General features: G+C 54.7%; 13 protein-coding genes. 8 read left to right on the top strand and 5 right to left on the bottom strand.

Translation table 11 applies throughout. The features are described from left to right. Window positions 1–53 precede the first annotated feature (53 nt). From ACPOL_RS27290 to ACPOL_RS27275, 4 genes are all read left to right on the top strand, one after another. Window positions 54–1,610, top strand: coding sequence for a condensation domain-containing protein (locus ACPOL_RS27290; RefSeq protein WP_114209847.1), 1,557 nt, complete (start codon window positions 54–56; stop codon window positions 1,608–1,610). A gap of 170 nt (window positions 1,611–1,780) precedes the next feature. Next, a complete protein-coding gene (locus ACPOL_RS27285; RefSeq protein ID WP_114209846.1) occupies window positions 1,781–4,882 on the top strand; it encodes a non-ribosomal peptide synthetase in 3,102 nt (1,033 codons plus the stop codon). Between the two features lie 77 nt (window positions 4,883–4,959). After that, complete coding sequence (locus ACPOL_RS27280; protein WP_114209845.1) at window positions 4,960–5,469, top strand: pyridoxamine 5'-phosphate oxidase family protein; 510 nt, start codon at window positions 4,960–4,962, stop codon at window positions 5,467–5,469. Window positions 5,470–5,638: 169 nt separating this feature from the next. After that, window positions 5,639–6,832: a potassium channel family protein gene (locus tag ACPOL_RS27275; protein WP_114209844.1), complete on the top strand. Its 1,194-nt coding sequence runs from the start codon at window positions 5,639–5,641 to the stop codon at window positions 6,830–6,832. Window positions 6,833–6,865: 33 nt separating this feature from the next. Here ACPOL_RS27275 and ACPOL_RS33735 read toward each other — a convergent pair whose 3' ends face one another. Next, a complete protein-coding gene (locus tag ACPOL_RS33735; protein ID WP_161557589.1) occupies window positions 6,866–7,039 on the bottom strand; it encodes a hypothetical protein in 174 nt (57 codons plus the stop codon). A 420-nt stretch (window positions 7,040–7,459) separates the two neighbouring features. Between ACPOL_RS33735 and ACPOL_RS27270 the strand changes: the two genes are divergently transcribed. The 4 genes from ACPOL_RS27270 to ACPOL_RS27255 all read left to right on the top strand — a co-directional run bounded on the left by ACPOL_RS27270 (window position 7,460) and on the right by ACPOL_RS27255 (window position 15,540). Beyond that, complete coding sequence (locus ACPOL_RS27270; protein WP_114209843.1) at window positions 7,460–11,002, top strand: CRTAC1 family protein; 3,543 nt, start codon at window positions 7,460–7,462, stop codon at window positions 11,000–11,002. Beyond that, window positions 10,999–12,786 (top strand): CRTAC1 family protein, encoded by a 1,788-nt coding sequence (locus ACPOL_RS27265; RefSeq protein WP_114209842.1) that lies wholly within the window; start codon window positions 10,999–11,001, stop codon window positions 12,784–12,786. Before ACPOL_RS27270 ends, ACPOL_RS27265 begins: the two co-directional genes overlap by 4 nt. Next, complete coding sequence (locus ACPOL_RS27260; RefSeq protein WP_114209841.1) at window positions 12,783–13,640, top strand: RnfABCDGE type electron transport complex subunit D; 858 nt, start codon at window positions 12,783–12,785, stop codon at window positions 13,638–13,640. The genes ACPOL_RS27265 and ACPOL_RS27260 overlap by 4 nt, the downstream gene beginning before the upstream one ends. A gap of 187 nt (window positions 13,641–13,827) precedes the next feature. Continuing rightward, the gene (locus ACPOL_RS27255; protein ID WP_236657071.1) at window positions 13,828–15,540 is read left to right on the top strand and encodes a CRTAC1 family protein; all 1,713 of its coding nucleotides are present in this window, start codon (window positions 13,828–13,830) and stop codon (window positions 15,538–15,540) included. Here ACPOL_RS27255 and ACPOL_RS27250 read toward each other — a convergent pair. From ACPOL_RS27250 to ACPOL_RS27235, 4 genes are all read right to left on the bottom strand, one after another. Next, complete coding sequence (locus tag ACPOL_RS27250; protein WP_161557587.1) at window positions 15,518–17,116, bottom strand: NAD(P)/FAD-dependent oxidoreductase; 1,599 nt, start codon at window positions 17,114–17,116, stop codon at window positions 15,518–15,520. The genes ACPOL_RS27255 and ACPOL_RS27250 overlap by 23 nt on opposite strands. Further along, the gene (locus ACPOL_RS27245; protein ID WP_201758982.1) at window positions 17,113–18,087 is read right to left on the bottom strand and encodes an archaeosine biosynthesis radical SAM protein RaSEA; all 975 of its coding nucleotides are present in this window, start codon (window positions 18,085–18,087) and stop codon (window positions 17,113–17,115) included. Before ACPOL_RS27245 ends, ACPOL_RS27250 begins: the two co-directional genes overlap by 4 nt. Beyond that, on the bottom strand, window positions 18,084–19,406 hold the full coding sequence (locus ACPOL_RS27240) for an asparagine synthase-related protein (protein WP_114209838.1): 1,323 nt from the start codon (window positions 19,404–19,406) through the stop codon (window positions 18,084–18,086). The genes ACPOL_RS27245 and ACPOL_RS27240 overlap by 4 nt, the downstream gene beginning before the upstream one ends. 162 nt (window positions 19,407–19,568) lie before the next feature. Continuing rightward, entirely contained in the window at window positions 19,569–19,976 is a 408-nt protein-coding gene (locus ACPOL_RS27235; protein ID WP_114209837.1) for a (R)-mandelonitrile lyase, read from the bottom strand. Window positions 19,977–20,114 lie beyond the last annotated feature (138 nt).

Below are 20,114 nucleotides of genomic sequence, written 5' to 3'. Positions count from 1 at the left end.
CTTCCGGACCTTGGCAGCAGTGTCCCTAAAGGTAGGTGGAAGACAGGAAAGAGATGCAAAGCACCCTCTCGGAGTCGAAGAAGGAACTGCTGCAGAAGCTCATGCGCGGCGGGACGAAGAACGCCAGCAAAAAGAGCGGTATCATTCCTCGCGCGCCCGGGAGCGATATTCCCATGGCTTATGCGCAACAACAGATCTGGCTACATTCGCAATTCTCTCCGCGCCCGATCTACAACGAGTCGGTGACAATTCATCGGCGCGGCGCGCTTGACAGGGATGCCTTGGAGAGAGCGTTTACCGAAATTGTGCGCCGCCATGAAGCGTGGCGCACCACCTTCGGCTGGAAAGGGTCGGAGCTGGTGCAGTTTGTTCAGCCGCCTCCGACTCACATAGAAATTCCATACCTGGACGTGTCGACTGTAGCAGTAGGTAGCAGAGAAGCCGCGGCTCTGAAGATTGCCCACGCCGACACGCTGACTCCGTTCGATTTAGCGATCGGGCCGATGTATCGCCCTCGGCTGATTCGCTTTTCTGAGGAGGAGCATCGACTCTACCTCACCTTGCACCATATTATTTTCGACGGCGTCTCCCTCTACCAGGCCTTTCTTCCGGAGTTACAAGAGTTATACGAGGCGTTCTCGCGAGGCCGGCCTTCTCCTCTCAAAGACCTTCCGCTGCAGTATGGAGACTATGCCATCTGGCAGCGGGGCTGGGTCGACGAAATTTCTCAACAGCAGTTAGGTTACTGGCGCGACAAGCTCAAAGGTATTGCATGGCGGGACTTGATCAAGACAGACTCCCCAAGAGACGCGATGCAGGGGTATCGCGGCGACATGATCAGGGTCGCGCTGGATTCGAGCACCAGCGATGCGTTGAAGAAAGTAAGCCAGGAGATGAATGCAACTCTCTTCATGACCCTGCTTGCAACTTTCTACCTCCTCGTCTGGGCTTATTCCGGTGAAGAGGATCTCGTCATCGGCGTAAGTTCGGCTAGCCGGAACCGTTCCGAACTGGATGGGATGTTAGGGTGTTTTTTGAATACTGTCCTGGTGCGGACCGACCTTAGTGGGGGGCCTACCTTTCCTGAGTTTGTTCACCGCTGTAAGGACGAACTTTTCGGTGCGCTTGCAAACGACGGATTACCGTTCTCTCTGCTGGTCAAGGAGCTTTCCGCTGGGAGAGACAGTAATAAACATTCTCTTTTTCAAGTTTTGTTTTCCTTTGAACCTCCGTTGGCGTCCCTGATGCCCGGATGGAAGTTCACACGGATGGATGTAAACACCGGCTCAGCGAAGTTCGATCTGCATCTCGAGTTGGACGAGTTTCCGGAGGGAATCGAAGGCCGCTTGATTTATAACGCCGACTTGTTTGAACGCGAAACTGTGCAACGCATGATGGCCACCTGGAGAGGGATTGTGGATCGGGTGGTCGCTGATGTTTCGCAGCCCATCTACGAAGTAATTCCACCGATGGCGGCGAAGTCGGAAGCCGCTCCGACGCGTGATGACATGAACGCCTCGTCGTCGCCAGATTCCGGCGGGTGGAGGCAGTCGATCCGAAGACTATTTGGTAAACAGAAGACCTCGAACTTGGCGAAGCAATTGAAATGAGTCGATTAGTTTAAAGATATTGTGAGTAGGAAGTCCTTCATCAGCAGCCGGTTTTTCAATCCATGTCTTAAGATGTAGGAAGCCCGGTCTAAGCTGAAGTTCACTGTCTAGCTGAAATCTTTGTGGTGAGGAAGTCTTCCTATCCCCCAGTACACGAAGGTAGAGGAATCATGGACAAGCATGGCAATGCTGCGGCTTTGAAGTATGACCGCAGTCGAGTGTCTACCGAACTTGGACCGCGTCTGGTCGAGCGTTCGACTCTGCATGTCCCCCCTGTTCAGGCATGCGAAGAAAGTACGCCCGGAGACGATCCGGCCGTGGTCGACTCTCTCACTAGGAACGACCCGGAAGCGAAGCTCGTAGTTGATCCCGAAGACGGTTTCGACTTGGCCACTTTGAGTCATGTTAATGAGGCTGTAAAGAACCAGGAAGTAGCGGAGCAGCTGCGATTTCTTCAACAACTGAACAACACCGCTGCTGATTTTCCCTGGGATCAGTGCGTACACCAGTTGTTCGAAAAGCAAGCTGCCCTGAGTGCAGAGGCGACTGCTCTGGTCTTTGAAGGTGCGGAGCTAACGTACGCTGAACTGAACCAGCGTGCGAATCGTCTGGCTCATTATCTAACGGGATTAGGCGTCGGTCCGGACAGCCGCGTAGCCATCTGCATTGAACGTAGCTTCGAGATGGTCATTGCCCTGTTCGCGGTATTGAAGGCCGGGGGCGCCTACGTGCCGCTCGATCCAGCCTATCCGGTCGATCGGCTGCGGTACATGCTGGAAGACAGCTCGCCGGTGGCGTTGTTAACGCAAAGTCATCTGGCCGGATTATTTCCGAGCACGAGTCAGACCATGCAGGTCCTCGATCTCTCTACGGCCTCGGCCCCATGGGCGCTCCATCCGGAAACGAATCCCATTATCCCGCTGCTTCAGCCGCAGCATCTTGCGTATGTGATTTACACCTCAGGCTCTACGGGCGCTCCTAAGGGAGTGATGATTGAGCACCGCAGCCTGGTGAATCGTCTCGTCTGGATGCAGCAGGCCTACGGCTTGAACTCCACGGATGCGGTACTACAGAAGACCCCGTTCAGCTTTGATGTTTCGGTCTGGGAATTCTTCTGGCCGCTGCTGTACGGTGCGCGACTGGTGATGGCCCGGCCCGAAGGGCATAAGGATCCTGGTTATTTGGTTGAAGCGATCAATCAAAACAAGATCACGACGGTGCACTTCGTACCTTCCATGCTGCAGGTGTTTCTAGAACATCCGGATGCCGCATCCTGCACCAGTCTCGTGCGCGTAATGGCGAGCGGAGAGGCGCTTCCACCTTCGGCTATGCGGCGGTTTCATCAGCGTCTTCCGCAGACCGAGCTTCACAATCTTTACGGTCCTACTGAGGCTACGGTGGATGTCACTGCCTGGGCCTGCGATTGGGATCCGGCTCGGACCAGCATTCCGATCGGCAAGCCAATCGCCAATACGCAGATCTATATCCTCGACGAGGACGGTGCTCCCGTGACAGTTGGGGCAACCGGAGAGCTCTATATCGGGGGCATCGGTGTTGCGCGCGGCTATCTCAACCGGGCCGCGTTGACAACCGAACGCTTTCTCTCCGATCCGTTTTCGGACGATCCGAGAGCGAGAATGTATCGGACCGGCGATCTCTGCCGCTGGCTTCCCGATGGGAATATAGAGTACCTAGGACGCAATGATTTCCAGGTGAAGATTCGAGGGTTTCGCATTGAGTTGGGCGAGATTGAAAGTCGCCTGGCCGAACATCCCGAGGTGCGCGAAGCCGTGGTCGTTGCGCGCGAAGATGTCTCCGGCGATAAGCGGCTGGTCGCCTATGTGGTTCTGGCGCCAGGAGCGAACCTCCGCGACCGCGATCTTCGCGACGCATTAGGACGAAAAGTCCCCGACTACATGGTCCCCTCGGCATTTGTGCTGTTAGCTGCCATGCCCGTGACGGTGAACGGGAAGCTGGACCGCTCCGCCCTGCCTTCGCCTACGGAGGCAAATCGCCTTGGCGTCGACTTGCAAACTGGCGCCGCTCAAGCAGTGGCTGAGGCGGGCAAGCAGCCGGCGGATTTCATGCTGGCTGGTGAAGGCGCTGATTCGTCGAGGCTGGACAATTATGTTCCGCCTTCCGATGAGCTTGAGGTCGAACTGGTACAAATCTGGGAAGAGATCCTGGGCGTCAAACGGATCGGTATTCGAGACGATTTCTTCAAGCTAGGCGGCCACTCTCTGCTGGCCGCCCGGATGTTTGCGCGCATCGGCGAGAAGCTGCACAAGAATTTGCCGCTGGCCGTCATGTTTCATGCTCCCACGATCGATAAGCTGGCCGGCGTAATCCGCGCCGAAGGTTGGAAGCCGCATTGGTCAGTCCTGGTGCCTATCCATGAGAGCGGGGACAAACCTCCTCTTTTTCTCGTGCACGGGTTAATGGGGAATGTGCTTAGTTTTTATGGATTACGGCACCACATTCCGGCCGATCAACCGCTTTACGGGGTGCAAGCCTACGGTATGGATTCGGGCCGCGCTTCGTCTGTAAGCATCCCGGAGATGGCGACCCACTACATCAGGGAGATCCGTGCGCTTCAACCCTATGGTCCTTATTACCTGGGCGGGTTCTCTGCTGGTGGTCTGGTCGCTTATGAGATGGCGCAGCAGCTTCACGCCGCCGGAGAGCAGGTGCAGTTTCTCGCCCTCTTCGATTCGTTTGTCGAGGCGGCGGGTGGGTATTGGCTGAAGATGTTCTATTCAAAGCGCGCTTTCCGGATGGCGCTCCTATCCCTCAATGCAAGTTTGAATATGGCTCGCAGGGACGGCTGGCCAGTCATGATTCGAAAAAAAGTGCGCGGCATGATGGGCAATATGCGAATTTTAGCTTGGCTGCTCTTGAACAAAGTCTCAGGAAAGTCGGCGGGAGCGGGAGCGCAACCGGCTGGCTTTCTTAAGCCGAACGAGGCTTTCTTGCGCGCCATTCGGATCTATTCTCCCCAACCTTATCCCGGCTCAGCGGTCCTCTTCCGTACTCCCTCGTCGTATTACCAGGATTCGGATCCTTCCGATGGATGGGGAAGTTATGTAGGCGGCCATCTGGAGGTGCAGGCGATTCGTGGGGGCCATGACGACATCTTCCGCAGAGCCGCACATCGCGGCCCTCGCCGATCAATTGATGGATGCGATGGAAGCCGCCCGCCTTCAGCAAGCGAGCTATCAGTTGCGTTAAAGCCGGCGGCCGCCAAAGATTCAGCTGGTTTTTGGGAGCCCTAAGTATTTCGGCCTAATCTCACTCTCATACTTGCCGGGAAGTTCAAAATTCCGCATCTGAGCTAGTCAGGAGGGTAGGGATGGCAACTGAATCAAATGCTTCCAACCGCTCAGAGGCCCTGAGCAAAATCAATGGCCTGATCAAAAATATTCGGATCGCGATGCTGACCACCGCTGCGCCGGATGGCAGTCTGCATAGCCGCCCTATGGCGACCCAGAACAGCGAATTTACCGGCGAGCTATGGTTCCTGACTCGGGACGACTCGGGTAAGGTTTTCGACATTCATCATGATGCGCATGTCTCCTTGACTTACTCCGACGGAAAGCATACCTATGTAGCGCTCACCGGTCTCGGCTCTGTCTCGCGCGATCAGGCCAAGATCAATGAGCTTTGGAACGCCATGTACATGGCCTGGTTCCCGCAGGGCAAGGAAGATCCGGAGATCCGAGTGCTTCGGGTGCGCATTGATTCCGCCGAATATTGGGACGCGCCGTCAAATGCGGTTGTTCGCAATTTCCAGATCCTGCTGGCAGCGGTGACTGCCGGACAGAGCAAAGTCGGCGAAAACGAATCCGTCAGCCTAAGGTAGAGGGCTTCAGCTTGGAGCTGGTTGAGTGGAGTTCTTTGCAGCCGATGTAAGGCAAACGAGAGCTAAGCTGGACGGACAATTGGCAAGAATCCAAGTGGATTGACTTGAGGGCGGCTTTCCTGCTCTGCTAAATCAAGGCCATTCCTTCGGGGCCAGCAGGGCGGATGACTTGCATATCTTAAGTTTTATTGCCGGTCTCGGATGCGTACTATCAGCTCTCCTCGACGCGTTTCAGACCGTAATCTTGCCGCGGCGGGCAACCGGACGCTTTCGGCTGACGCGTCTGTTTTACGTGTTCACCTGGACTCCGTGGTCGGCAATTGTCAAGCGGATGAAAGAATCACGCCAGCGGGAGACGGCTTTCAGCTTCTACGGGCCGCTCTCGCTGGTCTTTCTTATCGTGGCGTGGGCCGCGGCACTGGTGATCGGCTTTTCTCTGATGTTCTACGGGCTAGGTTCGCCTTTCACGGATTCCCTGGGTGGAGCGGCGGGGCTGCGCACCGACCTGTATGTCAGTGGTACAACCCTCTTCACGCTTGGTTTAGGCGATGTGGTGCCTCGCAGCGCACTGACGCGGGAATTGATTATCCTTGAAGCAGGGACCGGACTTGGCTTCGTGGCGGTAGTGATCGGCTACTTTCCCGTGCTTTACGGAGCTTTTTCGCGGCGGGAAGTCAGCATTTCGCTGTTGGATGCCCGAGCCGGTTCGCCCCCAACCGCGGTTGAGCTGCTAAGACGGCACTCCTTTGAAGGCGGCGATAACGCGTTAACGCTGCTGCTTGAAGAGTGGGAGCGATGGGCCGCAGAGTTGATGGAAAGCCACATCTCCTACCCTCTGTTGTGTTATTTCCGCTCTCAACATACGAATCAGAGCTGGCTGAGCGCCCTGACTGCGATCCTCGACGCCTGTTCTCTGCTGATTGCGGGGGTGCAAGGACATCCGGCGCGCCAGGCACAGCTCACCTTTGCTATGGCCCGCCATGCCCTAGTCGATCTTTCTCAAGTGTTCTCGCAGCCGCCGGTCACCAACGGGAAGGACCGTCTTCCTACGGAGCGATTTGACGTCCTCTATAAAATGCTTTGCCAGAGCGGAGTTCGAGTCTGCCGCGACGAAGGATCGATGGTGCGATTGAAGCAGATGCGCGGTCTTTACGAAGGGTACGCCGAGGCAATGAGCGAATATCTTTGTATGACGCTTCCGCCGTGGGTGGCGGAGCGGCCGCATAAGGACAACTGGCAAACTGTGGCGAAGCTGCGGGCACAGGCGGAAGAGGCTTCCGATGGCAACCCGGTCGCCATAACGCCCGGGCTGCCACTGGATTCAAGTGTGATGGCTGGTATTGATGAGCACCACGATTTCTAAACGGTGAAAAGCAATGTTCAGACTGGCCTCTTACTACTTTTTGAGTGCGGCGAGGATGAGTTCCTGGTTCTTCAGGATCGCGTCGAGCGAGGCCTGATTGCTTTTAATCGCATTCTGGTTCTCTAAAATCGTTTTTTGATTGGAGAGGATGGTTGCCTGATTTTCGAGGATCGTTTTTTGGTTAGAGATGATTTCAGTGTCTGACATATTTCCTTCCCGCGAGGTGTGAATACGGCCCGAACTTCACTGGGTCTTCACGGTAGTTGAACTCATTAAAGCGGACCGCGCTTAAATCTTAGTAACGATTTCAGATTGGGCGTCAATGGTCAACCATCCAAAGATTGAGATTGCTCCGTCGACCGGAGCAGGCGGTTCAATGTGACAGATAGAGGTGGTGCTCTGAGGAGCGCTGAGTGGGAAGAGAGTCGTGGGCGGGACTTCTGCATGGGAACTAAGTCGATCTCCATCGAAAGGTGGAGATGGCGCACCATCCTTTGGTTGACGACATCGCCACTATAGGCGGATTAGTCTTGGGGAGGTTTCGCACGCCCTGTGTCCGCCGTATGAACGTTGCGCCAGAGTGCGACTGCCCACTTGTTGAAGGGAGCGGTTAGATCGAGGGGCAGGATGTTGAAGGGTAGTTCGAGCATTGCCAGGGGATTCAGGCTAGAGGTGAAAGAATCCGCCTCTGAAGTACGCCGCACCCAAATCGCCAGCTTCTTGTCGATTTTGATCGTTCTTCTCCTGGTAGGGTGTCGCGGCGGCTTGCCGAAACCAGACTCTAGGAGCTATCGCGAATTCGTCTCTACCTTCTATACGGGCCTAGCGGCACTCCAGGTCGGGGATGATGTTCGCGCCGAGAAAGAGCTGGCCCGATGCACGGAAATGGTTGCGGCTGAACCCGCAGGCTGGGCAAACTGGGGAATTCTGAGGCTGCGACAACGAGATTTCGAAGCAGCAGGTGAGCGGCTGCAAAAAGCGAGAAAGCTCGCGCCGGCGAATGATCGTATCTACTACCTGCTGGGCCTGGTCGACACCGGTAAAGGGCGCTCCGCGGAATCCATTGCGGATTTTCGAAAGGCCATCGAATTGAATCCCGCGAATCTGATTGCCACCTACCAACTTGCGCAAGAGATTGAAAGGCAGGCGGACACAAACAGCGATGCAGAGTTCGAAGAGCTCATGCGCAAGATAGTTCGAGCACAACCAGCCAACGTCGCCGCTTTGCTCGAGTTAGGCCGTATGGCAGCCAAGCGCGGCGACGGTGTGGCTCTCGAGCAAGCCATCACCGCAATTAAGCAACAGTCCTCAGGATGGCCACCAGAGGTACAGCAGCAACTCGCCGCACTGGAAACAGCCGCGTCCAGTTCAGATCCTCGGAATGCGGCGTTGCGGACGACCTTTCTGAGAAACGTTCTGATGCGGCTTCCGGACTTTCGGCAAGAGCTTGCCGCGATCAAGCCTTCGCCCGGAGATGAAGCGCAGCCATTCACATCCTTTCTAAAGGTGCAAACTCCCGTCTTTACGCCCGCAACGGCGGACACCGAGATGAGATTCAATGCTGAGCCTCTCCCAAGTCCAAAGAATCAAGACTGGAACTGGATAGAGGCGATCACGCTTACCGATGCTGGTGCACCAACGACTATCGTAGCCAATGGCGACAGCGTCTTGACCGCGACCGGCGCAGAGTTTCCTTTTCCTGGAGGAACCGAGCGGACGCCACCGTCCCCCGAAGGGATTGTTCCCGTTGATTTCAACTTTGACTTTAAGACTGACCTGGTATTAGCGGGTGCCGGCGGCCTGCGTTTCTTACGTCAGGACTCCGTCCAATCCTTCACCGATGTAACCACTCAGACCAAACTGCCATCCTCAATATTGAATGGGCAGTATACGGGTGCTTGGGCGGTTGACATTGAAGCTGATGGGGACCTCGACCTGGTTGTTGGCTCAGAGCGTGGAAGCCCGGTAGTCCTGAGAAACAATGGAGACGGATCCTTCACCCCTATCTCGCCCTTTAAGGGAGTTAGCGGGGTAAGAGGATTTGTTTGGGCAGACTTGAATGGCGATGGAAACCCCGATGCCACTTTCATCGATGGGTCAGGCCATCTGCGGGTCTTTGAGAACGATCGATCCGGACGATTCAGCGAAGTGCCGGTTCCAGACCAGATTGTGGATGTTAAAGCAATTGCCGCCGCCGACTTGAGTCACGATGGAATCCTAGATTTGGTGGTTTCGACGGGGAACGGCTTGATTCAGCGCTTGTCTGAAAAAAGCGATAGGACCGGCTGGGATTCAGCGGAGATAGCGCATGTGACGCCCGGCTTTCTTGATGACGAAGTGCGGTTGCAGGCCGCCGACATTGACAACAACGGTGCGATCGATCTCATACTCGAGCGAGTGGCCACCAGCAACAGCAGTACCGGCCCGGGAGCGTTGTTATGGCTGGGGGATGAGAGAGGCGGTTTTCCGCAGCATGGCGAAGCGGCCGGCCCCACTAAGGTGTGCGCCGTTGCGGATGTCGATGGTAACGGCAGACTCGATTTATTGGGGATTTCGCAAGATAGTCAGGCGATCGTGGCGCGCAACATAGGATCAAAAAACTATCATTGGCAGGTGATTCGCCCGCGAGCTAAGCAAGCAGTTGGCGACCAGCGAATCAACTCCTTCGGCGTAGGAGGAGAAATTGAAATTCGCTCGGGCTTACTGGTGCAGATGCAGCAGATTACCGGTCCCCAGGTCCACTTTGGTTTGGGAGATCAGGACCACACTGATGTGGCTCGGATCATGTGGCCAAATGGCACCTTGCGCGCCGAGTTCGCGTTGAAGGCCGATCAGCAGGTCGTTACTGAACAGCGGCTCAAAGGTTCCTGTCCGTTCCTCTTCGCATACAACGGCAAGCAGATAGAGTTTGTGAAGGATGCGGTCCCGTGGGGTTCCGCAATCGGATTACGGATCGACAATCTCGGCACAGCCAGCATCGCAGCCACCGAGGAGTGGTACAAAATCGGACTGGACGAGTTGGTACCTCACGATGGATACTACGACCTCAGAATCACCGGGGAGTTGTGGGAGACCTACTATTATGACTATCTCGGATTGATGGCAGTCGATCATCCGGCCGGCACCGAGATCTATACCGATGAGCGTTTCATGGTTCCGGCCGCCAAGCCTAGGATTATTGCAGTTGCGACCCCGCACAAGATTGCTGGAGCTATCGATGACAATGGGCGCGATGTAACATCCGTTGTGCGCGATCTCGACGGCCAATACCTGGATACATTCGGCCGAGGTCAATATCAGGGTATTACACGCGACCACTTCGTCCAGGTGGACCTTGGCAATGAGCTTCCGCTTCAAGGTCCCCTCTACATCATCGCAAAGGGCTGGTTGCATCCATCGGATTCGTCCATCAATGTAGCGAGCAGCCAAGGCAGCGCCCCTTCGCCGAGGCCACTTAGTCTTGAAGTGCCTGATGGACATGGAGGCTGGTCGGTTGCCCGTTCAAACCTGGGCTTTCCCGCAGGCCGGAAGAAGATATGTGTGATCGACATCACCAACATATTTCACCCGGGCACGCCACACTATATTCGGCTAAGAACAAATCTGGAAGTGTACTGGGACTCGATTGAATGGGCGCAAGGAAGCTCCCAGGCGCCCGTGAAGGTCACGCGCCTGAGTGCATCGTCCGCCCTTCTGAGATATAGAGGGTATTCGGTGGTTCACCAGGCGAACGCGTCCTCTCCTGAAATACCGGACTACAACAGCTTGGCCGGGACACGCCAGCCGTGGCGCGACCTGGAGGGATACTACACCAGGTACGGAGACGTGCGGGAGTTATTGAAAGGGACGGACGACCGTTACGTCATCATGAATGCCGGTGATGAGTTATCTCTACAGTTCTCCGCCGTCCCTCCACCGCCAGCGGGATGGGTGCGGGACTACGTGATCGCAGGTGACGGGTGGATCAAGGATGGCGATTTTAACTCCACTTACTCTAAGACCGTTCTACCGCTGCCGCACCACGACAAGAAGGATTACAACAGCAGTCCGACAAAACTGGAAGACGAGTGGGTTTATCAGCATCACCCGGATGACTGGCAGACGTTCCACACCCGCTACGTTACCTCGCAGCCTTTTCAAACTGCTCTACGAAGCGGGGCGACCCAATGAAGCGCACCACTGTTGCACGAGCCATTCTCAGCGTCCTGTTTATAGGCCTGCTGACTGTCCCGGCGATCATGCGTAGGCTGACTTCACAACAGGTAAGCCGCCTAGACCGGGATACAACGCTAGTGAGACATGGGTTTTATCTGCAGGAGGTTTCGAAGGAAGCTGGAGTGAACTTCGTCCATCAGGCTCCAACGCTTGACGCAAAACTTAATGGGATTATGCCTCAAGTCGCATCGATGGGCGCTGCTGTCTCGATAGTCGATTTCGATCGCGACGGCTGGCCCGATATCTATGTAACCAATAGCGGGGAAGGTAGTAAGAATTGCCTGTACCGAAACCAACACGATGGTACCTTCAAGGATGTCGCTGGCGAGCTCGGCGTCGCGGATGTGAACCAGGCAGGTACCGGTGTGTCCATGGGCGCAGTATGGGGAGACTACGACAACGATGGATATGAAGATCTGCTGTTATATAAATGGGGCCGTCCTGAACTGTTCCACAATGATCGTGGTCACGGATTCACGCGAGTAAGTGAGGAAGCTGGGCTTCCTGGTTGGATCAACGCGAATACGGCGGTATGGTTCGACTACGATGGGGATGGATTATTGGATCTCTTCATCGGGGGATACTATGCGGAGGACCTGGATTTATGGCATCTATCCACCACCAGAATAATGCCCGACAGCTTCGAATATGCTCAGAATGGAGGGCGTAAGTATCTCTTCCATAACCTGGGCAATGGAAAATTCGAGGAGGTCAGCGAGAAGTTAGGGATCCATAGTCGACGTTGGGCGCTGGCCGCATCCGCGGTGGATCTGCGCGGCACCGGTCACCCGGATCTTTTTGTCGCGAACGACTATGGTATCTCGGAACTTTACCTCAATGACGGCCATCGCTTTCACGAAGCTGGGGAACGCACCGGAGTGGGATTCGCGCCCAAGAGCGGGATGAATGTCGCCTTTGGGGACATCCTGAACGACGGTCGCTACTCGGTATACGTCTCCAATATCTCCGAAGAGGGAGTGTTGATCCAAGGCAACAATTTGTGGGTTCCACAAGAGGGATCCAGCCGAACGGATATCAAGTTTGATAACCTGGCTCGCGACCTCGGTGTCGAGCTGGGAGGGTGGAGCTTCGGCGCACAGTTCGGCGACTTCAATAACGATGGCACGCTTGACCTTTATCTGGCCAATGGCTATGTTTCACTGGATCGAAATCGCAGCTATTGGTATGACTTCTCTCATGTTGCCGGCGGAAATAGCACTATTATCGGAGATGCAAGAAATTGGCCATCCATGAACGGCCGCAGCCTTTCGGGCTATCAGCAGAAGCGCCTGTGGCTGAATGATGGAGCAGGCAAGTTCGTCAACGTGGCTCAGGCGGTTGGAGCAAACGACACGTATGACGGTCGATCGGTAGCTGTAGCAGATCTATGGAACAAGGGAGCTCTCGATATTGTTGTTGCCAATCAACGCGGGCCGCTCTTGATCTATAGGAATACTGTGCGGCCGGAAAACAAGTGGATCGAGTTTTCTCTGGAAGGTGTCAGGAGCAACCGCAGTGCAATCGGCGCGACGGTCACGATGTACTGGAATGGCGAGCGGCAATCCCAGGAGGTCTCCGGAGGAAGTGGCTTTGCGGCGCAAAACGACAGGCGGCTTCACTTCGGCCTGGGTAAGGATCCGAGGCTTGAAAAGGCCGTGATCCGGTGGCCGTCTGGCAGAGTCCAGGAGATGGACGATTTACGCGCAGGTGAGATATACCAGATCAAGGAGCCGCGATGAGTCACCAGGCGCTTGCGGATGAATCCGTGCTACCAGTAAATGGATCATCGCGTTGGAAACAGATTCTTAGCATTGATAACCGATTCGTACCGCCGCTCTTTATTACCCTCATCCTGTTGGTGGGCCAGCTCTCTTTTGGAATGCTTGAGAGCTACAAGAAGACCCTGCTTGCGATAGGAACGAGCATCACTGCCGAATTGATCTTGGGCCGGACATTCCTGGGTAAGTGGCCTCATCTCGCCAGCGCTTATATCAGCGGGATCAGCGTTGGCATTCTGGTACGTTCGCCCGCCTTCTGGCCGTACGCTCTATGCGCGCTTCTCTCCATAAGTTCTAAATACGTCTTGCGGTACAAAGGAAGGCATCTTTGGAATCCTTCGAACTTTGGAATTTCTGCCCTCCTTTTCCTCGCCAGTGATGCTGCCGCAAGCCTCAGCATTCAGTGGGGCAATTACCTGTTGCCGATGATTGCCATCTGGGCGCTCGGATCCACGATTGTATGGCGAGTTCGCCGCTTTCACATCACCGCCACTTATGTGGCGTCTTTCTTGATCTTTGCCTTCATACGGGCATGGTTGACGGGGAATCCTTGGCAAGCGGAAGTTGCTCCTCTCACGGGTCCTGAGTATCAGCTATATATCTTCTTCATGATTACGGACCCAAAGACGACCGTCAAAAGCGTACGAGGGCAGTGTCTGGTGGCGTTCTCAATCGCCTTGCTCGAGATGATCTTTCGATTGAATCAAGTCGTCTATGCGCCATTTTATGCGTTGTTTCTGGTTGGTCCCACCGCCTTGTTGTTGGAGATGTGGTTGCAATCACGGAGTCATAGAGTTTTGGCCGCGAGTGTCTAAAGCCTGACCTTATCCATTTTCTTAAGGTCATCTCTTACTAAAACGCCTCACAGCGGAAATGAGTTTGAAGATTATCGTACAACGATTCAAGTGGGCTTGCTGTCTCTTGTTGCTTGTCGCTGCGGCCGGATGTAAGTCGAAGTCCTCAAAGGAAGGTTCGACGCGATCGAGCTCACACCCTCAATCCATGCCTAAGTCTGCTGTACAGCCGGATTTGAAGCCGTCAGAGGGATCGACACTCCGGCCGTCCGGACCTATTCAGTTCGTCGATGTTACTACGCAGGCGGGTCTCGCTTTTAAACACAACAACGGAGCGTTCGGGAAGAAGTATCTACCGGAGACGATGGGTAGTGGGGCGTGCTTTCTTGACTATGACAATGATGGTTGGCAAGACATTTTGCTGGTCAATTCAATGGACTGGCCGGATCACAAAAATCATAAATCTTACCCATCCCTTTATCATAACAACGGTGATGGCACCTTTACCGATGTGACCGCCGCGGCTGGATTACAGGTCGAAATGTATGGCATGGGGTGTGCAGTCGGCGACTTTGACAACGACGGCTATGATGATCTCTACATCACCGCCGTGGGAAATAATCGTCTGTTCAGGAACTTGAGGAACGGGAAGTTTGCCGATGTGACCGCAAAGAGCGGAGTAGGTGATCTGGGATTCTCGACCTCCGCAATCTGGTTCGACTATGACAACGATGGCAAGCTGGACCTATTTGTGTCGCATTACGTGAACTGGACTGAAGATAAGGATTTGTATTGCTCGCTCGATAACAAAAATAAGTCCTACTGCACGCCGGACGCCTACAAGGGAGAAAGTGCAACTCTCTTCCATAACAAAGGCAATGGCGTCTTCGAAGATGTCACCAAACGTGCAGGTCTCTATGATCCCACAAGTAAATCTCTTGGGATCGCTATGCTCGATTACGACAACGATGGCTGGATGGACCTGTTCGTCGCCAATGACACGCAACGTAATAAGCTTTATCACAACAACCACGATGGGACCTTTACCGACACTGGCGAGGTGGTCGGGGTGGCCTATGGAGAATCGGGGAGCACTCGCGCCGGGATGGGGGCGGATGCTGGCGACTTCGATCACTCGGGCCGTCAAGGACTTATAGTAGGCAACTTTACGAACGAGGGTCTTGCTCTCTATCGTGATGACGGAACAGGCTTATTCACTGACGAATCGCTCTCTTCCGGAGTTGGGCAAGCGTCATTAAACAGTCTCACTTTTGGCAGCTTTTTCTTTGATTACGACCTAGATGGATTGTTGGATATCTTTGCATTAAACGGTCATGTTGCCGATGACATCAGTGTTGTCAGGCCAACTCTCAAGTACGAAGAAGCGCCGCTGCTATTCCGGAATAAGGGCAAAGACAAGTTTGAAGATGTCACGAATCGGATGGGACCCGCACTGCGGCGCGCCGTGGTGGGGCGCGGAGCCGCGTACGCGGATTACGACAACGATGGGGATCTCGATCTGCTGCTCACCACAAATAATGGTCCCGCTCGTCTACTGCGCAATGAGAACGGAAATCAGAACGACATGATACGAGTGAAGGTTGTTGGAGTGCGTTCCAATCGGGATGGAATTGGGACCAAAGTCACACTCACTACGAATAAGGGCGTCCGGCAATTCGCCATCGTCAAAGGCGGATCAAGCTATATGTCGCAGAGCGAGCTTCCTCTTACATTTGGCCTTGGGAGGCCAGAGCAGAACAAGACTGTGAGCCTTGATCTCGTGTGGCCGAGCGGCAGGAGAGAGAAGATTCAGAATATTCAGCCTAACCAGTTTCTGACGATCCAGGAAGGCCATGGAGTTGTCTCCGCCAAGTCAATCGTCTTTAACCCTGGAGCGGCTAAGGCTGGGATCGAGAGATAGAAGCCGGCGACAGTGAGTGATTGTCATCGGGAAAGCCACAGCGCTGTAAGAGGGTTGATAGCTCTGCTGGACTGGCATTTACCTTTGCGTGTGACCTGATCAGGTCCTCTGCCAAAACGGGATACCAATTATTGCGACCGCTATCTCCTAAGCCAGCCAGGTTGAATGGTTCGATGGCTAAGTGGATCTGCTCGACCAACCTTGCCGATTGGTCCGTCGTTCGTGGCGCCAAAGATCTCTCCATCAGAGAGCGGCTTGTGGCGCCAAACAGAGGGTGGTCATGCAACAGAAACGACTCCGCCAAATGGGGTTTATCCAGTCTTCTTACAGTCTCGGAGAAACTGGCGGCGGCGAAATAGAGCAAGGTCAGAGCAGAGAAGACGGGGAAGTCATGCATGTTATGGTAGAGGCTTCCAATCAGCAGTGCGGTAGCAAGCAGCTCTTCCTCGGTCTTATGACCATAGGCCAGGAGTCTCGGTGCGAGATGTCTCTTTTCCAAGGCCCCCTCGATGATCTCCGCTAGCCGGCCAACTCCCAGGAGGGTGAGAGGAAAGCCCGTTGATAGAAGCGGGTCGATGAAACCCGCAGCTGACGGCAGCATTGCCCAGTTAGATCCAGCTATCTTGGAGCTATAGAAAGAGAGACGTGGGATATGAGAGAAGGAGGCTTCCGGCTTGGCCGTCTCAAATTGTGTATTCAACATCGGAATCTTTCGGAGTACTTCCCCCCACGCATTCTCCGAATGCGAGAAGTTCAATGAGGAAGCGAGCCGATCGGTTGCCGCCATTCCTGCGCTAGTCAAGCCATTGTTGAAGTGCAGGACCCAGATCCATCCGCCATCAAAAATATGATGTACAGCCGCATCATCAACCGGGTAGGGAGGCTGTTCGCCGCTGTCAGGGGAATGCGAAGCAATCCTGTTGACTCCGGAAAAATGATTGTAGATCGACTGAGTGTTTGGAGATGTAGGGAAGTTGCGCTCTGCCAAATCTAGAACTCTGTGCACGAAACCTCTGGGTCCGGACGCATCGATGAGGAATCTTGCGAAGAGACTCATTTCCCGCCCGCCGCGCTTACCTTCCAAGACGATACCGCTGTCTAACTCAACCATCGAACTTAGCTGTGTCTCGTCCAGGCAATTGACTCCCATTTGCCGACCCTGATTGACCAAGAAGTGGTCGAAGTCGGCCCGGTACCAATGAGTGTCGGCTAGCCGATCGTTGGGACTGGCCGCGACCAGAAGCTGCTGGCTGCGATCTGGCAAGTTGCTGATTGGACTAGCAAGATCATGATGGTAGAAGGTAAATCCGCGTTTTAGTCCACATGCTATGCCGGGATAGTCTCTCTGCCAAGTACCCCACTTTGTAAGTGACTTGAGGACTGGGAGATCATAGCGAACAGAGATCTCTTCAAGCAGCAAGTTAGTCAGCGGCGTTGAGGACTCGCCAATCACGACGCGGGGGTGCTTCCCTTTATCGATCAGCGCCACCGAATATCCGAGACGGCAGGCGATCATTGCCATGAGTGAGCCAGAGAAGCCCGATCCGACTATGGCGATATCGTATCGTGCTGTCAATTGTCGACTCCGCATTCTCTGCACGAGACAGATGCGAGTAAGACTTGTTGCAAATTCATCAACCTGAGGCGGTCAACTCGTTCCTCTCGACAAACCGGACAGCCACCTTGTACGCGTAGGTCCCAAAGGTCAGCAAAGACGCGACCTCTTTTCAGCGAGATTCCATAATCCAGGGCGGCTTCGAGGGTCGCTAATCGTGGGGGAGCGAAGTCTCCCGAGGTACTTAGTTGTTCGAGAGCACCGTTTCCGCCGCGGGTCGGAATCAAAGTCATTGCAGTGGCTCCGCACTTGAAAGCAAAGTCGACCGAACGAGCGGCCCATTCTAAAGCCTCTTCTTCCAGCATGAAAGGAGGTTTGACGAGGATGAAGACGCGAAGGTCGATATCATGCAGAGTTAGCTTTTCGGCTGCTGCAGCAAAGGACGCTAAAGTCATGCGCTTGTTGAGACGTTCCAAAACTCCTGGATTGGCTGTCTCAAGGCCCATGGCAACCTCAAGTCGTCCATCAACCAGATCGTGAAAGGCTAGACAGTGATCATTAATAAGAGCGGGATGACTCTCGACGATCACTCTCTCGAAACCGGTGCCTAGTTTGGCGATCGCTGCGTAGTCCGATGTAGGGATCGCGCGTGGGTCAAAGAAACTGCCGCTGTTATAAAGCTTGGTCTGGCGGGCGGGGGGCATCCGGGTCAGCGCAAAATCAATCTGTGCGGGGATGGCTCCCGGCGCTACCGTCCCAGGTAAAGTGTTCTTCCACAGATCGCACATCAAGCAGCGCCATGGACACTCCCGGTTTGTCAGAAAAATAGTCGCGATCGGGACGATCTCGCCGCTGGCTGACCGCTCATCTTCGACAAAGAAAGCGTAGGGCCGAGATGCGTTGACCGGGTTCCGAATAGAACGATTTGCCAGGATCCACGCATCGCGATCGGCAGGTTTCTCCGGATAAATCGAAAGCGACACAGTCGTCATTGATAGAGTGCTAAAAATTGCTTGCGGTACTCTGCTTCCTGAGATGGCAAGCGGCGGTTGAGCGCTTCTATGCTGATGGCGCCGTGCTGAAAGCGGCGTTTCGGAAAGGTCGGCATTTTGATGCCGGTAACTGCGGCGATGCCGCGCGAGACAATTTCGCCTTTCAATTCATAGAGACGAGCAACGTCGTACTGGGTCAAATCAATAAAGGGAACCGCTTCTGCGACCGCGATGACGCTCGGTTTTGTATATGGGCTGAAACCTTTGAAGCCGTAGTGATGGGCCGGCGCGTAGGTTCGGATGTACGAGCGGCTAAGTCCACCACTGTAAGTGAGGGAGTGCTTAATTTTGCCAACTCCCCAGCCTTCCTGATAGAGCATCTGGTTGTTGATGACACTGCGAATGGTGAGTTCGGGATTTTCCTCAATCGGATAATCTTTGAGGTTTTCGTCGCCTCCATCGCCATCGATCAGATGGATCCACTCGGGGTAACGCTCACGGATACCTCGACACAGGGCAATTGCCATAGTAGCCGACTGAATATCCAGCGGTTTGTAGTCTTCGAGCAGGCGGATTGTTTCGGTCACATCCAAATCCGATGGATCTGCTTCGATGGTTTCCATGAACAATGAAAGCCCAAGTTGGTCCAGGAAATTGCGGGCCTGCTGAAGGTCAGGTCCATTGCCAAGATCGAGTGTGAAGGCCTTCAGGCGCGCCGGGTTCATCCCCAGCTTTCGCAGCATGAAGTACGTGGTCAGAAAGACGCTCCCACTATCGATGCCGCCCGAGAAACAGACGCCGATCGGTGCGTGTTCCGGGATTGTCTTGAGCCAGAGAGCAATCTCATCGGCCAGCGCAGAGATATAGTTACGTCCGATCTCATCAAGGTCATTCGGAAGAGTCGCGGAGGCCGGAGCAAAAAACCGGCTATATAGAGGATCCGGATCCGGACAGCCGACCAGTTGGATCTCAACGACATAGTGGGCGGGAACCATGCGGGTGTAGCTCGGATGAAATTGACTGGCCAGACCTTCGGCCTTTAACCAGTCGTAGATTGTATCGATGCGGTGGGCGACTACTAGTGCCGGGCCCTCCTGCCGTTTGGCAAGGAAATACCGCATCGGGCGGTCAAGAGAGCGAGCCATCCTTACGGTCTTACCTTCGCGGGCTAACAAGGCAAAAGAACCTCGTATCTGTCCGACCGCCTCTGCAGGCTGGCTCAGTAGAATGCTTCGCGCCTCCTCGATACCGAGGTCGTATAGTTGATTGGCCTCTGGATCGGTGAGATCGACTACCCGTTCTATATATGCGTGGTTCACGGCTCAATCCCCGGAAGCGAACGTTGTTCCAATTGCACTTAGTTTACCTTCCGCATGGCGGTAAAATTTGCCGCTTCTCCGCTACCAGCGCGGCCGTTGAGTAGGTTTGTTGGAGGAGTCAACAACGCTATCGAAAGCGATTGCCTACTGGATGTCTGTGGTTCATTCCGCCGGCGCAAGATACTCCTCGTCCGTGACCTGCTCCATCCAGATGACGTCGGTGCCATGCTCGTCAGCCTCCTGAATGGCAAGATGCACCATCGTCCGTCCAGGCTCTGCGCCGTGCCAATGGACCTCTCCGGCTTCGATCCAGACGGTGTCTCCGGGGCCTATGCGCTGTGGAGAGCTTCCTTGTAGCTGGACGCGACCAAGTCCGGTAAGCACATGTAACGCTTGTCCGACAGGATGGGTGTGCCAGGCGGTCCGCGCGCCTGGCTCAAAGGAGACTCGATTGGCTTTGAGCTTCGATGGCGCGGTCCCGATGACGATTTCGTCGATCCAAACGCGGCCAGTGAAGTACGCGCCCGGACCTTGGCGGCTACTACGTGCTTGATTGAGAAGGATTCTCATGGTGTTGTGATTCTAGAGCATTTTCGCTTCTCGTCTGGACTGGTTAGGTGGACTGTCGCTATCTCTCGTCTGGATCGCTTCTATCTGGCGGACATGAGATGGCTTGAAGGGGTTGACGGACACAAACGCGGCAACTTC

The organism is Acidisarcina polymorpha (assembly GCF_003330725.1).
Taxonomy (GTDB): Bacteria; Acidobacteriota; Terriglobia; order Terriglobales; family Acidobacteriaceae; genus Acidisarcina; species Acidisarcina polymorpha.
This window is presented reverse-complemented; position numbering and strand designations above follow the sequence as displayed.